The following is a 15,027-nucleotide window of genomic DNA, read 5'->3' as shown; positions in this document are numbered from 1 at the left end:
GCCCCGTCATCATAGGGCTGGCCCGACGAGCCGGGCCTGCAGGTGAATACGTTATTAATCAGATATCGAACTCTGACGGTTCCTGAATCGTGGTGAGCTGCCGCAGGAAACGACGGGTCTGTGGATTATCGGAGAAACTGATCACTTTCTCTGCTGGTCCCTGCTCCACGATGTGTCCATCAGCCATAAAGATCACCCGGTCCGCCACTTCTTTGGCGAACTGCATTTCATGGGTCACGATCACCATGGTGGTGTTCTGTCCCGCCAGTTTTTGGATAACCTGCAGCACTTCATGTACACGTTCCGGATCAAGCGCCGAGGTCGGTTCGTCAAACAGGATGGCTTTCGGATCCACCGCCAGCGCACGAGCAATGCTGACACGCTGCTGCTGGCCGCCAGACAACGTCACCGGGTATTGATGCGCCTGCGGCAACAGCCCCACCAGTTCCAGCAGCGACAACCCTATCTCGTCCGCCCGCTTTTTCGGCATCTTCTTCACCACAATCAGGGCTTCGGTGATGTTTTCCAGCGCGGTTTTGTTTTTGAACAGGTTGTAGTTCTGGAATACCATCGCCGTCTGACGCCGAAGCGCATACTCTTCCTTGCCGCTATAGCGGCGGGTATCCAGCGACTGCTCACCAATGGCGATAACGCCGGACTCCGGTTTTTCCAGCAGATTCAGGCACCGCAACAGGGTGGATTTGCCCGAGCCGGAAGGCCCGATAATCGCCACCACTTCGCCCTGCGCGATATCCAGACTGATATTGTTCAGCACGACCTGGTCGCCAAAACGTTTAGTCAGGTTTTTTACACTAATCATGTCGGCTCCTTAACGCTGCCGTGAGTGGCTGAGTTTCTTCTCCAACTGAGATTGCAGCCAGGAATAGACCACGATGAGCAGCCAGTAAATCAGCCCGACCACCAGGAAGGTTTCGAAGAAGCGCAGCGATTCGGCCGCAATCATCTTACCTTCGGCAAACAACTCCGACACACCAAGCGCAAAGGCTACCGAGGTGTCTTTAATCAGTGAAATAAAGGTGTTGCCGGTCGCCGGCAGCGCATTGAGCATCGCCTGCGGCAGCACAATACGGCGGTAGATCTGCACTTTATTCATTCCCACCGACAGACCCGCTTCGGTTTGGCCGAAATCCACCGACGCCAGCGCCGCCCGGAAAATTTCCGCCATATAAGCGGAGTTTTTCAGGCTAAAACCGATAATCGCCGCCGTCATGGCAGACAGGCCGTTGAGCGACGGGAACAACTGGGGCAACCCAAAATAGATGATGAATAACTGAACCAGCGACGGGATGCCGCGAAACAGCGAAATATAGATTTCCACCAGTTTCGACACCACCACAAACCGGCTCTCACGAACCAGTGCCAGCACCAAGCCTAAAACGATGGCAATCAGCATCGACACCACCGCCAGCAGCAGTGTGGTGGGTAAGTACATCAGTACCTGGGGAAAAACCTTCAACAGGTAGGAAAGATCGATATTCATGAGCCATACCATTACAGCGAACGCCAGCCCACAATAGAGCTGGCGTTGCAGAAGTTGAGTGAGCCAGCAAGGTTATTTGCCCGCCGTAATATCCTCACCGAAGTATTTAACCGACAGGGCTTTCAGGCGGCCATCGTTGCGCATTTTGGTCAGTTCGTCATCGAACTTCTTGCGCAGTTCGTCGCCTTTCTGATCTTTATGGAATGGGAAACCGACCTGCTCGACTACCAGCGGTTCACCCACCATCTTGAACGGCAGGTTGCGTTTGTTAATTTCCGCCAGCAGGATCGGGCGGGAATTGATGTAACCTTCAACACGCTTGGCCAGCGCATCGCTCATCGCGCCATCGCGGGTTTCATAGGTGCGAATCGTCACGCTGCCGTCGGCGAAGGCTTTTTTCAGGTTGTTGACGTGGTTGGAGCCCAGCACACCCGCCACGGTTTTCCCTTTCAGGTCATCCAGCGTATTGATGCCGGTATTGTCTTTATGCGTGACAATCTGACTGCCGTAGTAGCTGTACGGTGTGGAGAAGCTGTATTTCTCCTGACGCGCCGGGGTAATCGCCACTACGTTGGCGATAGTGTCCAGCTTATTCGCTTCCAGTTGCCCCATCAGGCCGCTGAAATCCGCCGTCACCCACTCGACTTTATAGTTCAGATCCTTGGCGATAGTCTCCGCCACTTCCACGTCAAACCCGACCAGCTTGCTGTCCTGTTTGAAGGAACTCGGATAACTCTGCCCGGTGGCGCCGATACGCAGCACCTTTTCGTTGCTGTTCTGAGAATCGCAACCAGCAACCAGAATGGCGGCTGACAAGGCTAAAACAGGGAGGATAATTTTTTTCATAGTCATCGAATAACGCCTCTTAGGGGTGCTTCTTTTCCCAGTGGAGATACAGGTCCTGATCCAGGACTTTTCGCATATAAATCGTGAGGTGTCCTTTCCCTAAATCCGCCTGGCCGACTTCCTGAAAGCCATATTTCCGGTACATCTCCAGCAACCAGGGGTGCTGTTTGGCGGTACCCAGCGTCACGGCAGGCGCTTTTAACTGATCTTTCAGCACCGCCTGCTCCAGCCAGTCCAGCATCTGTTTACCCAGCCCTTGCTGTTTAAAATCCGGATGCGTGGCGAACCAGCCGATGTGCGGCAACCCGTAAGGACCGGGATTCGGCCCCCACGGATAGCGAAGGGTGACAGACGCGGCCAGACGCCCGTCTTTCTCCATCACGTACACCCCATTGCTGCGCAGATGGCGGCGCACCATGTCGATGTCCGCATAGGCGGCGTCAAACTTGATGCCGAGCTCGCGCACCGGTGCATAGGCGGCCAGCGCCAGCGCCAGAAACGCGTCATCATCGGCAAGCGTCGCCTGACGAAATACGGTAGTCATTGTGTCTCCCGTCATTCGGCCAGCAAGCCGGTGTTATCCGCGTACTGGATCACCTCATCCACTTTTTGCGGCGCACTGCCAACGTAATTCGCCGGGTCCAGCCAGGTATCCAGCGTATCCGCCGTCAGGTGCTGCGACAGTACCGGGTGTTCCAGCAGCAACGCTTTAAATTCACGGTTCTGCTCAAATGCCGCCATAGAGCACTCGTACACCAGATGATGGGCCGTTTGCTTACCAAGCAGTTTGCCGATTTCAAACATCACCTTTTCCGACAGCAGCAGGCCGTTTTGCAAATCCAGATTGGCACGCATCTGCTTTTCATTCACCGACATACCACGCAGAATACCAAGCGCGTTCTGCAATTGCGCCGACAGATAGATGTTGATTTCCGGCAGGGCTATCCACTCCGCACGCCAGCTCATGGCATCACGTTCGTGTTCGACTTTCATCGATTCGTGGATCAGGGCGGCGCTCTTGAACAGCGGCGCCGTCAGGCTGGCCAGCCCTTCCAGCGCGGCCGGATTGCGTTTGTGCGGCATGGTGGTAGAGCCGATCTTCCCTTCGGAGAACGGTTCTTCGATTTCGTTGATTTCGGTACGCATCAGGTTGTACAGCTCGTTGCCGATTTTACCGAGCGTACCGCTTACCAGCACCGCCACCGACGCGTACTCCGAGAAGCGGTCGCGGGCAGACTGCCAGCCAATATTCGGGGTATTCAAGCCCAGACGGGTCAGGGTGTGGCGTTCGATTTCCGGCCCCAATTCGCCAAAAGAGGCGTAGGTGCCGATAGCGCCGTTGATATTGCCTACCAGCACCCGATCGCGGATTTCATTCAGGCGTTGCAGGTGACGCACGAACTCGTCCAGCCATACCGCCAGCTTGAAACCGAAGGTGGTCGGCAACGCCTGCATACCGTGGGTACGGCCGGTCATCAACGTATACTGGTATTTCTTCGCCAGCCGTTTCAGTTCAATAGCGACCAGCCGGGTGTCACGTACCACAATGTCGAATGCCTGACGCAGTTGCAGCACGGTGGCGGTATCCACCACATCCTGCGTGGTCACGCCATAATGGATATACTCGCCGGCTTCGCCGCACTGCTTTTGAATCGCGGCGATAGTCGGCATCAGAGAGTGCTTCATGCGCACCACATCCTGGGCGATCTCTTCAATATTCAGGGCACTGGCGTTGGCGTGGGAAGCAATGGTGTTGGCCGCGTCCTGCGGAATGACACCCAGTTCGCCTTCTGCCAGCGCTAACGCGATTTCCACGTCAACCTGGCGGGTCAGACGATTTTGCTCTGACCATACGGCGCGCATTTCTGGTGTGCCAAAATTATTTCCAATAAGAAGAAAATCAATCAGATGTGATGCCATAACTCACTCGTTTACATTGTAATAATGGGGGAAAGAGAGGCGGGTCAAGACGACGCTGTTGTTTGTTGGCGACTATATCACCGGCGATATTCCCGCCTATATACCCGATCGATCTAACATATGCTTTATTGTTTTATGATTTCGCTCACAATTATTTATTTTGCAACCACATTGACGGGCGGGTCATGGCGGAAACCACAGCATCTGCATAACTACGCAATGATGGCGCCTCCGCGAACATGACGACTAAGCGGCGACTAGGCAAAGTAGAACCATGCCGTCGTAATCAACCCGTCTTTCACTTCAAACACGGCGATACTTTCGACAGGCTCAGGGCTGAGGCCGTAAATCTTTTCATGATCAAAAACCTGGTTACCCAGTACCGTACGGGACACCAGTTCAGCACGCAGTGCCGGATTACTGAAACGGTGATCGCGATAAAACGCCGTCAACGCGGCTTTCCCCACTATGGACGGACTTTCCGACGGCATGCGATAAGCCCGGAAGTTCTCATGAAAACAGGCGGAAAAAGCCGCCAAATCATGGGCGTTATAAGCAGCAAACTGTTTTTCTACCGGCGCAATAATCGACATCTCAATCCCCATTTAAATGCAATTTAAGTGAATAAAAATTCAAATAAAGAGATACTCCAATCGGGGATGAAAAGCAAATCAGGCGCTGTACTGCGTCGCAAGCACCGCGTGCCGAATTGTCTCTGGTGTGAGCGAAAATGGCAGCAAAGCGGCACTCGTCTCTGGAAATTTAAATGTTTCAGACAGTGTTTCTGCCAGTTCGACATAACGCGCCTCCGACGCCGGTAAACGTGCGGGAGCATCATAACGCTGTAAGTGTGCCAGCAAATCGGGATCAACCGAGCCGTCGCCACGCGCCAACAGCGACTGTACCCGTAATCCGTATCCTACTTTCTCGCCGTGTAGCCAGTCATGCAATTCAGGAAGGTGTGTCATGCGATTATGAATCGCGTGGGCGACGCCAGGCGAAGGTGAATCATCACGCATACTGTTAGCCAGTCCTGCCAAGGCAATATTGGCATCGATCACCTTTTGCAATGCCCGTGTGACCCGCTGTTCTGCATTGTCATGCAAAGCCTGTTCGCCCCATTGTACAAAAGTGTCTTTCGCGAGCGCCGCCGCCTGTATTTTGAGGTTCAGCGCCAGATTATCGCTGTTTTTCGCCAGATAGGGTTGAAACTCATACCATTTGGCAAGGGCATCGACGATCCCTGCTTTCAAATAGCGCACACCGCTACGGGCAATCACATCACTGTCCACCAGCACCATCTCAGGCATACGCTGTAATACCTGCGTTCCCTGATGCCCGCCCCGTTCATCATACAAGATACTGATAGGAGACCAGGCAGCACAGGTGGCAGCAATCGTCGGCAAAGTCGCGACCTGGCCGTTGTCCAATCCGTCAGCAACCGCTTTGGCGCAGTCCATCACTCGGCCACCGCCGACACCCAGCACAAAATGAACGCCCTGTTGGGCAATTTGATGCCGATGGTATGCGATAGCATCGCGCGTACATTCACCTTCCAACAGATGCACGGCAAACTGTACGTCAGCCTTCGTCAAACTCTCAGACAGCCTACTTTGCACCGCATCCCAAGCTCGCGGGCTGGTTAATACCGCGATACGACCCGAAAACGGTGCAATTAACTCACCGATGCGTGACAGCAAACCTGACTGATGGTGATAGACCCCAGGGGATTTTATGGCAAACATAGCAGTTCCTTGATGTCTCTATGCTGTACCAACCCATTCGCACAGCCTACAGAACACAATAGTAAAATCCTGTCTGCGCGTTGTAACCACTCAAATAATGATAAGATATAATATGATGGTATAAATTCTCCTTTATTTTGAATGATATAGTCCCTTCTACAAACAACGATCCATCACCGTTTTTAATGCTTATCCCACTGTTTTTACCTGTAATTACCCCAGAGCTGATGAATACGTTGCGACAGATACCGCTATCAAACCCGACCCTATCCAAACCAGGAATGTTCATACAGGAATCACATAATGAGAACCCGATTGACTCGCTACCTCAGTACTGCACTATTCCCTCTTCTTGCCGCCGTAATGCTGGTTGGCTGCGATAACAACAGGAGTGCGGAGACGCAGAATAAAGTGCTACGCGTGGGCACCACAGGTCAAAGTTTTCCGGGTTCTTATAAAGAGAACGGCACATTAGTAGGTTATGATGTGGAAGTGGCAGAAACCATCGCCCATAAACTGGGTTACCGGATAGTCTGGACCACTGCTGATTTCAGCGGACTGATGGGCCAACTGGAAGCAGGAAAATTGGATACTGTCGCCAATAATTTTGTGAAAACAACCGAGCGTCAGAAAAAATACGACTTCACCAACACGTATCTCAACTACGCATCGCAAGTCGTCACCAGTATTAACAACAAAGACATTCAATCTCTGGATGATCTTAAAGGTAAAACGGTATCTGGCGTGCTGGGTTCTACTCATGTCACCAATCTGCGCAACGCTTTCCCCAATAATGACGTTACCATTCGCACCTATGAAACCCGCGATGGTGCCATTAATGATGTTATCAATAACCGTGTTCAGGGCTATGTTAACTCGCGCCCCATCCTGCTGGCAGAAATTAACAAGCGTCACTTGCCGCTAAAACTGGTCGGTAGCCCCATCTCAAACGAACAAGTTTCCTTCCCGTTCGCCAAGACAACGGAAGGTAACAAATTACTGGCGGAGTTTAACCAACAAATACAGGAACTGCGTCAGAATGGTCAGCTAAAAGCGCTGGCAGAGAAATATTTCGGTAGCGATAAGGTGCTTGAAAACAGTAAAGCGGAATAAGTGACTTGTTTCGCCTCAACCACGACGTTTTTTACCGTGAGCTAAAAGCAAAAAACGGCAGTCCGTATGGACTGCCGTTTCTTAAGAATGGGATGGTCGGCGAGAGAGGATTCGAACCTCCGACCCACTGGTCCCAAACCAGTTGCGCTACCAAGCTGCGCTACTCGCCGATCATGATGTCATGCTAATCGTCTGTGTGGTGCGAAGAGAGGGACTTGAACCCTCACGTCCTAAGGACACTAACACCTGAAGCTAGCGCGTCTACCAATTCCGCCACCTTCGCGCGTCACAAACTTTAAAACTGGGGTGGCTAATGGGACTCGAACCCACGACAACTGGAATCACAATCCAGGGCTCTACCAACTGAGCTATAGCCACCATATACCACTGCTTTACTACGTATTCCGGTACTCGATTTACGGGGTAATAAGTACCTCCGCAGCTCCCGCGCCCAACTTAATGGCGCGCCCGACAGGATTCGAACCTGAGACCTCTGCCTCCGGAGGGCAGCGCTCTATCCAGCTGAGCTACGGGCGCGTAGCGCCGTTGCGGGTGGGGATAGTACGGATTTAATAGGGGGCTGTCCAGTGCTTTTTTCACAGAAATGATGCGTTTGCTTATGCTTTGCTCATTTACGGTCAAAAGCCGCTTCAATCCACCGTCACCACCCGCCGCCAGCCACGATTACTCTGCTTCGGTCTGCATTTGCATCTGTTTCTTACCTAACCCCAGCGCCACATAAATCAGGCTGACCGCCGCCAGGAAAATACCGCCGACCACCAGCGACATGCGCGTGTCTTCGTTGATATACATCCCGACCAGCACACAGAGGAGAAACGCCATCGTCAGGTAATTCACCCACGGGAACAGAATGGACTTGAACGGATGGCCGGCAATCGCCGACTGGTGTTGCTGGCGAAAACGCAACTGGCTGATCAGCACCACAAACCAAGGAATCATGCCCGGCAATACGCTGGCGCTGTAGACGTACACGAACACTTTTTCCGGGTTAGGAATAACGTAGTTCAATGCAGAACCCGCCACCAGGCACAGAATCGACACCATGACGCCGATGGCCGGCACACCGCCTGCCGTTACACGGCCCAATGCCGCCGGCAACTGGCGGTTGTTAGCCAGCGAATAGAGCATACGCCCACAGCTATACATACCGCTGTTGCAACCGGACAACGCCGCAGTCAGCACCACGAAGTTGATGATGCCGGCGGCGGCAGTAATGCCGATTTTGGCAAAGGTCAGCACAAACGGACTGCCGGACGTGCCGATTTCATTCCACGGGAAAATGGTCACAATCACGAAAATGGCGCCGACATAGAAAATCAGAATACGCCACAGGATATTGTTGATCGCCCGTTTCAGCGTCACCTGCGGATTGCGCGCTTCACCGGCGGTAATACCGACCAGCTCTACCCCCTGATAAGACGCCACTACCAGACAGAGCGCAAACAACAACCCTTTCCAGCCGCCCGCCAGAAAGCCGCCATGTTCGGTCAGGTTGGTGAACCCGGTCGCCTGGCCGTGATTGCCGATGCCAAAGAAAATAATGCCCACACCCACCACGATCATCACCACAATGGTGGTGATCTTGATCATCGAGAACCAGAACTCAATTTCACCGTACAACCGAACGGCAGCCAGATTAGCGGCAGCCACCAGCGCCACCGCGCCAATCGCCGGTATCCACTGCGGTAGCGTCGGGAACCAGTACTGTACATACACGCCGATAGCGGTAATTTCCGAAATCCCCACCGCCATCCACATGAACCAGTACCCCCAGGCCGTGAGATAGCCGAAGAACGGGCTCAGGTAATTGTGGGCGTAAACCGCGAACGAACCGGTTACCGGCTCCAGAAACAGCATTTCGCCCATCGAGCGCATAATAAAGAACACAAAAACGCCCGCCACGATATAGGCCAGCAGCACGGACGGCCCGGCCCATTTCAGGGCGCTTGCCGCTCCCATGAACAACCCCACACCAATGGTGCCGCCCAGCGCGATAAGCTCGATATGTCGCGCTTCCAGCCCACGGTGGAGCTTGTCCTGTTTTTCTGTATTTGCCATATAACCTCTGTCTTCAATGGATCCTTTTTACGCCGGTATCAAAAGCGTTATTGTTTTATACCCATCATGCTTTAAAGGGGATACCGACTCTCTCCCGGCAAGGCATAACAGCTCCCCGACCGAAAAAACGGCCGAGAAGATACCGCAATGCAAACCGGATTCCTACCTTTCCCGTACCTGAATATGATGAAATAAACAGCGCGGACAGATCTTGATCACAACGATAAAGCCGGGAAAAAAGTGGGGCGGTATGAAAAAAACCAGGTTGATATCGCGATAAGGCGAGCCTAAAGTCTGCCGCCGACATGCCAGGCCAGATAGCGTAATAGTTTGAGTTGGCGGCGAAAACGGCTGGGTTGCGTCAACAAGCGATACAGCCATTCCACCCCATAACGCTGCCACGTCAGCGGGGCGCGCTTAACCTGACCGGTAAACACATCATAGGTGCCGCCCACCCCCATATAGAGCGCATCAGGGTATAGCTGGCGGCAATCACGTATCAGCAACTCCTGCCGGGGCGAACCCAGCGCCACCGTCACCAGTTGAGCGCCGCTGTCACGTACGCGCGCCAGAACGGACTGACGCTGTTCCGGCGCAAAATAACCGTCCTGCACACCCACAATGTTGACCTGCCACTGCTCGCGCAACTTGCGTTCGGTTTCCGCCAGCACCGCGGGTTTGCCGCCCAGCAAAAACACCGGCGTTCCCATCTGTCCGGCGCGCTGCATCAACGCTTCCCACAAGTCAGCGCCGGCGATACGTTCCACCTGCGCGCCCGGATACTTGCGGCGAATAGAGCACACGACGCTGATACCGTCGGCATAGTTACAGTGCCCTTCCTGTCCCATCAGTTCACGCAATGTCGCATCGTGCTCGGCAGCCAACACCTTTTCAGCATTGATGGCAATCAGCGTTCCCGCCTGCGGCGAGCCGCCCGCAAACAGCGTCGACACACACTGTTCCCGGTCCCGAAACCCCTGCACCGGGATGCCGCGAATGGCGTACTGCGGCACATCATTCATTCCACTTCTCCTTGACTCACCACCACACCGGCACGCAACAGCAGCCAGTACAACAACTTGGCCGCCAGCAGGCAGGCAGCGAAGATCAGACAGAAAAACACCACCCGCGAGACAAACGCATCGACGCCTTCTCGCACCAGCACGATCAGATTGAACACCGCACCAAAGCAGAACGCCTGCAATACGGCCGACAGATAACGGTTTTCCGCCTGCCGCCCGTAACGGTAAAGGCTATCAAACCCTCTGATGAGCAACCCGACCGCGACGGCGCCCGGCGGGATAAGCAGCGGTCCGCCCATGATCAACAACGAGCCGAGCAAGGTCGGCGATATCGCCAGCCCGGCATGGTAATTCAGCACTTCCCAGGTGAAATAGTTGGCGCTATTCAGCACCAGCGGCGGCCGCTCCGGCCACAGCCAGGTGGGAATAAAGACATAAAAATCCCGCACGATGGGTGCCAGACCCTGCAAGGTAATCTGGTCAAGATGTTGCCACAACGTCGCCAGATTTTCCCACGGCGAAAAGGTATCCCGCGTTAAATACAAGAACGTATAAAACGCTTGCTCACCGCGCACATCCAGCCCGTATCGTTTGAGCGCCAGCCAGAACATCGCCACAATACCGACGCAGCCTGCCGCCGCCAGCATCCACAGCGCAATCCAGCCGCGTTGCAGGCCGATAAACAGAAACAGAGCGAAAGCGATGATGATATTGGCGCGAGTCCCCCCCACCAGCAGGTAGGTCAACCCGCCAAACGCGACCGTCGCCAACAGGAAAATCAGCCAGGCACGTCGGGTCTGGTGCAGGAAATACCACATCAACATGGCGGGAATAAAGAAATAGAAGAAGCGCTTCAGGGCGACGCCGGCGATATCGCGAGAAAAGATCTGGCTGTAGGAGCTGAGCTTGAACAGCAACAGGCCGTTGTTGGCAAAAAACACCGCTGCGGTCGTCAGCGCCACCAGCGCCAGCAACCCACCGGTGAGAAGCGCTTCCAGCCGCGTCATAGTCAGCGGCAACGGACGCGATGCCGGCGGCACCGGCCGTAGCCGGGTGTGATAGCTGACATAATAGATGACATAAAATGCCGTGGCGGACAGCAGCGCCAATAACAAATTCAGCGGTGAGGCCGTCTCCACGCCAAAACGAAATATCAGCACGGCGGTCAACGGAAAGCCGAAGTAGAACGTCAGTAAGTACAGCAACGAAAACAGCACGTTGAAGTTGAAACGCCAGCGGCGAAACTCGCATCCGCACAGCCACAGCACCACGCCGCCGCCACACAGCCAGACCAGCCACAACCCGAAAAACGTCCACTCAGTCATCGTCGTCTCCCGCTGCTAACGCCAATGCCTGTCGCCATCCTGATTCATAGCCGGGGCTAAAGAACGCAATCTGCCGGGTATCTACCCGCCTCAGTTGTTCACGTGCATCACGCACCATGATTTCGTTCAGCTTCTCCTCGCCCAGCAACACCGGCAAGCGCTGTTCCGCCAAATCCTGCCGGAACGGGTTATGACGGCTGATAACGAACGGCACACCCAGTTGGATCAACAAACACAAGGTGCCGATCCCCTGCTGACGGTGAAACAGGAAGTAGCCCAGATCGCAAGTGCGCAACAACGCCAGATAGTCGTCGAACGCCAGTGATTCACGCAGGACACGGCAGCGTTCAGCGCCGAACAACGCCAGCCCATGCTGCGATACTTGCTCAACGTAGGCATGATTACCGGCCGGGTAACCCATCGGCACGATCACCCACACCTGCATGCCAAACTGACGATGGATGGCGTCAAGCGCCGCCAGATGACGGTTGCTGCGATCGCCGGAGTTGCCGACCAGAATAGTCAGCGGCGCATCCGGCGCTTTTTCATCTGGACTCGCCGCGTACGAGCCCATGCGGGTGGGAAAATAGAGCTGCGATGTCGCCGCGGCCGGATAACGCCGCCGGAAATAATCGATATCGCCGCGCGTGGCGAACACCCGAGCGAGCCGTCGTTGCGCCAGTCGCCGCAGGCGGTAAAACCAGCGGTAGCGCCAGCCACGGGCTTCTTCATACAGGTCTGCGCCCCAGATATGCCAGTAGGCCTGCGTCGGGCGGATACCGCCACACAGCAACGCCAGCCACAACCAGGGGTTAAACTGGCCGTGAAAAAAGAAACGCACTGACCGATCTTCCCGTGCCTGCGCCACCACGGCACGCGCCAGCGCTTTCTGGTCAGCGAAACGCGCTATCTGCAACATCGGATAGGCCGGCACGGAGAGTTCCGCCGCCGAAACGACCATGAACCGACGGACCTGATACAACGGCAGCGACGTCGCCAACGTGTCATTAAAGAAACGCAACACCGTTTGATTATGGTGGGGTATGTCCGCCCCCAGGACATGAATAAGTGTGGTCATGCTCGCCTGCAATACAGCATGAAAACGCCGCAACACAACAAAAAATAGACCGCATAGGTTGCCAGATACGCCTGCGATGCGCCCAGCGCGCCATGCAATGGAATCAGCCAGCGGGCAAACCCGGTCAACAGCAGAAACTGACTGAGTTCCGCCAGCACATAGAACCGCAGCGAGGCTTTGGCGATCACCAGATAACCAAAAACGTAAGCACCCACTTTCAATACATCACCCGCCAGTTGCCATGCAAACAGCCCTCGCATGGACGAAAACGCGCCGGAAAACAGGATATGAATCGCCACATCGCGGGCCAGCCAAATCGCCGCGGCCACCAGCGCCGCCACCGGCAGCACCCACCGCAATGCGCTGAAAATCTCATATCGGACGGCATTTTTATCCTGCAGGCGCGCCAGCGCAGGCAGCAGATAAACGGTAAACGAAGCGGTAATAAACTGCAGCCAGGCATCGGAAATGGTCGTCATCCCCTGCCATAGCCCGACCTCCTGCCAGGTGTAATGAGCGGCCAGCAGGTTTCGCATCATTACGTAACCGACGGGCAGCGTCACGGCAGTCATCAACGTCATCAGGCTGAACCGGGTTAACTGAGCCGCCAACGGCCATGACCAGAACGGTGTGAGTGCTCGCAAATATAGCGGCGTTCGCCGTAATAACAGTACCAACGCAGGCACGCACACCAACGCCGGCATCAGCGCCAGGCCCACCAGCGCACCGGTATAAGCCCCGAGCCAGAAACTCACGCCATATGCCACGGCACCCAGCAGGCTGCCAGCTATCACAGCCAGCGCATTGCCTTGCACATCCCGATACCCTTTCAGTATCGCCAGTAGCAGGCTGGCCAGCGCGATCCCCAGTTGCAGACAAGCCAGCGCCCGCATGACCGGTTGGTAGGCATCATCACCAAACAGCAGGCGCGATAACGGCGCAGACAGCAACCATAGCGACAACGCCAGCAACAACGAGAACCCCATCGACAGTGATACCGCCGTTCCCAGCAGCGGATTGGGGCGGTCTGGGTCCGGCGGTGTGGCGGCCACCGCCCGGGTCACGCCGTTGGCGATGCCCGCGCCGGCCATCACCCCCAGTACGGTGATCAACTGGCGGTAGTTACCGGCCAGCCCCACGCCTTCCGGGCCGAACGTCATCGCCAGCAGTTTGACGACCACCAGCCCCGCGCCGATTTTGACCAGTGTGGAGGCCGCCGTCCACAGCGATGCCCGCGCCAGCGACATCAGGAAAAGAAACTCAGCACCGAATGGATGACGGTACGCTGGTCAGCATCAGACAAGTTGTAGAACAGCGGCAGGCGCACCAGCCGTTCGCTTTCCCGCGTGGTATGGCGGTCTTCGCCGACAAAGCGGCCAAACCGCCGCCCCGCCGGGCTGGCGTGCAACGGAATGTAGTGAAACACTGTTAGTATGTCCGCGGCTTTCATATGGCTGATAAACGCCGAGCGCTCCGCTTCATTACCCAGGCGCAGGAAAAACAGATGACCGTTGTGACGGCAATCCGCCGGGATCACCGGCAATGTTACGCGACCCGACGCCGCCAGCGGCGCGAAGGCGTGCGCATAATGTCGCCATAACGCCAGACGCCGGTCATGGATGCGCTGCGCCGCCTCCAGTTGCCCCCACAGATACGCCGCCTGAATATCCGCCATCAGATAACTGGAGCCGATATCGCGCCAGGTGTACTTATCCGCCTGGCCACGAAAGAACTGGCTGCGGTTGGTGCCTTTCTCACGGATGATCTCGGCCCGCGCCGCCAGCTCGGGGTCGTTGATCAGCGTCGCGCCGCCTTCTCCGCCTGCGGTGTAATTCTTGGTTTCATGGAAACTAAAGCAACCGATATGGCCGATAGCGCCCAACGGCCGGTCCTGATAGTGCGACATCATCCCCTGCGCGGCGTCTTCCACCACAAACAGCCCGTGTTGCTGCGCCAACGTCATAATGGCGTTCATGTCGCAGCCCACACCGGCGTAATGCACCACGACGATGGCACGCGTCTTGTTCGTAATCGCCGCTGCAATGCGGTTTTCATCCAGATTGAGGGTATCCGGTCGGATATCGACAAACACAATGGTGGCGCCACGCAGCACAAAGGCGTTGGCGGTGGAGACAAAGGTATAACTCGGCATGATCACTTCATCGCCGGGCTGGATATTCAGCAACAACGCCGCCATTTCCAACGACGCGGTACAGGAAGGCGTCAACAGCACTTTGCAACTGCCCGAGTAATGCTCCAGCCACTGCTGACAACGGAGGGTAAACATGCCGTCGCCGCTAAGTTTGCCGCTACGCATCGCCGCCTGCATATACTCCAGTTCCGATCCCACTACCGGGGGGGCGTTAAAAGGGATCATCTCGTCACCCGCGGGGCCGTC

Annotated in this window: 14 protein-coding genes and 4 tRNA genes; 1 reads left to right on the top strand and 17 read right to left on the bottom strand. The window is 55.4% G+C overall.

Translation table 11 applies throughout. The annotated features are described in order from the left end of the window. Positions 1 to 58 precede the first annotated feature (58 nt). The 7 genes from DCH402_RS01125 to DCH402_RS01095 all read right to left on the bottom strand — a co-directional run bounded on the left by DCH402_RS01125 (position 59) and on the right by DCH402_RS01095 (position 6,012). The gene (locus DCH402_RS01125) at positions 59 to 820 is read right to left on the bottom strand and encodes an amino acid ABC transporter ATP-binding protein (protein ID WP_039999146.1); all 762 of its coding nucleotides are present in this window, start codon (positions 818 to 820) and stop codon (positions 59 to 61) included. A gap of 9 nt (positions 821 to 829) precedes the next feature. Further along, positions 830 to 1,501 carry an amino acid ABC transporter permease gene (locus DCH402_RS01120; RefSeq protein ID WP_039999144.1) on the bottom strand — a complete coding sequence of 224 codons (672 nt, stop codon included), beginning with the start codon at positions 1,499 to 1,501 and terminating at the stop codon, positions 830 to 832. Between the two features lie 72 nt (positions 1,502 to 1,573). Next, entirely contained in the window at positions 1,574 to 2,353 is a 780-nt protein-coding gene (locus DCH402_RS01115; protein WP_039999142.1) for an amino acid ABC transporter substrate-binding protein, read from the bottom strand. A gap of 13 nt (positions 2,354 to 2,366) precedes the next feature. Then, a complete protein-coding gene (locus tag DCH402_RS01110) occupies positions 2,367 to 2,891 on the bottom strand; it encodes a GNAT family N-acetyltransferase (protein WP_039999140.1) in 525 nt (174 codons plus the stop codon). Positions 2,892 to 2,902: 11 nt separating this feature from the next. Then, entirely contained in the window at positions 2,903 to 4,267 is a 1,365-nt protein-coding gene (gene purB / locus DCH402_RS01105; protein WP_039999138.1) for an adenylosuccinate lyase, read from the bottom strand. Positions 4,268 to 4,524: 257 nt separating this feature from the next. Next, entirely contained in the window at positions 4,525 to 4,860 is a 336-nt protein-coding gene (locus DCH402_RS01100) for a nuclear transport factor 2 family protein (protein ID WP_039999136.1), read from the bottom strand. Between the two features lie 78 nt (positions 4,861 to 4,938). Further along, positions 4,939 to 6,012 (bottom strand): iron-containing alcohol dehydrogenase family protein, encoded by a 1,074-nt coding sequence (locus tag DCH402_RS01095; RefSeq protein ID WP_039999134.1) that lies wholly within the window; start codon positions 6,010 to 6,012, stop codon positions 4,939 to 4,941. A 303-nt stretch (positions 6,013 to 6,315) separates the two neighbouring features. Between DCH402_RS01095 and DCH402_RS01090 the strand changes: the two genes are divergently transcribed. Continuing rightward, a complete protein-coding gene (locus DCH402_RS01090; protein WP_081642115.1) occupies positions 6,316 to 7,125 on the top strand; it encodes an amino acid ABC transporter substrate-binding protein in 810 nt (269 codons plus the stop codon). A gap of 93 nt (positions 7,126 to 7,218) precedes the next feature. Here DCH402_RS01090 and DCH402_RS01085 read toward each other — a convergent pair. From DCH402_RS01085 to rffA, 10 genes are all read right to left on the bottom strand, one after another. After that, positions 7,219 to 7,295 (bottom strand) — tRNA-Pro (locus tag DCH402_RS01085). 27 nt (positions 7,296 to 7,322) lie between these two features. Beyond that, positions 7,323 to 7,408, bottom strand: a tRNA-Leu gene (locus DCH402_RS01080). Positions 7,409 to 7,427: 19 nt separating this feature from the next. Then, positions 7,428 to 7,503 (bottom strand) — tRNA-His (locus DCH402_RS01075). 82 nt (positions 7,504 to 7,585) lie between these two features. After that, positions 7,586 to 7,662, bottom strand: a tRNA-Arg gene (locus DCH402_RS01070). Between the two features lie 147 nt (positions 7,663 to 7,809). Continuing rightward, positions 7,810 to 9,204, bottom strand: coding sequence for a bifunctional threonine/serine APC transporter ThrP (gene thrP, locus DCH402_RS01065; protein WP_039999133.1), 1,395 nt, complete (start codon positions 9,202 to 9,204; stop codon positions 7,810 to 7,812). Between the two features lie 287 nt (positions 9,205 to 9,491). After that, positions 9,492 to 10,226, bottom strand: coding sequence for a lipopolysaccharide N-acetylmannosaminouronosyltransferase (wecG, locus tag DCH402_RS01060; protein WP_039999131.1), 735 nt, complete (start codon positions 10,224 to 10,226; stop codon positions 9,492 to 9,494). Continuing rightward, a complete protein-coding gene (gene wzyE, locus DCH402_RS01055; RefSeq protein WP_039999129.1) occupies positions 10,223 to 11,551 on the bottom strand; it encodes an ECA oligosaccharide polymerase in 1,329 nt (442 codons plus the stop codon). The genes wecG and wzyE overlap by 4 nt, the downstream gene beginning before the upstream one ends. Beyond that, complete coding sequence (locus DCH402_RS01050; RefSeq protein WP_039999127.1) at positions 11,544 to 12,629, bottom strand: TDP-N-acetylfucosamine:lipid II N-acetylfucosaminyltransferase; 1,086 nt, start codon at positions 12,627 to 12,629, stop codon at positions 11,544 to 11,546. Before DCH402_RS01050 ends, wzyE begins: the two co-directional genes overlap by 8 nt. After that, positions 12,626 to 13,876: a lipid III flippase WzxE gene (gene wzxE / locus DCH402_RS01045; protein WP_039999125.1), complete on the bottom strand. Its 1,251-nt coding sequence runs from the start codon at positions 13,874 to 13,876 to the stop codon at positions 12,626 to 12,628. The genes DCH402_RS01050 and wzxE overlap by 4 nt, the downstream gene beginning before the upstream one ends. Next, a complete protein-coding gene (gene rffA, locus DCH402_RS01040; RefSeq protein WP_039999123.1) occupies positions 13,876 to 15,006 on the bottom strand; it encodes a dTDP-4-amino-4,6-dideoxygalactose transaminase in 1,131 nt (376 codons plus the stop codon). Before rffA ends, wzxE begins: the two co-directional genes overlap by 1 nt. Positions 15,007 to 15,027: the final 21 nt, after the last annotated feature.

Source organism: Dickeya chrysanthemi NCPPB 402 (genome assembly GCF_000406105.1).
In the GTDB taxonomy this organism is placed as follows: domain Bacteria; phylum Pseudomonadota; class Gammaproteobacteria; order Enterobacterales; family Enterobacteriaceae; genus Dickeya; species Dickeya chrysanthemi.
This window is presented reverse-complemented; position numbering and strand designations above follow the sequence as displayed.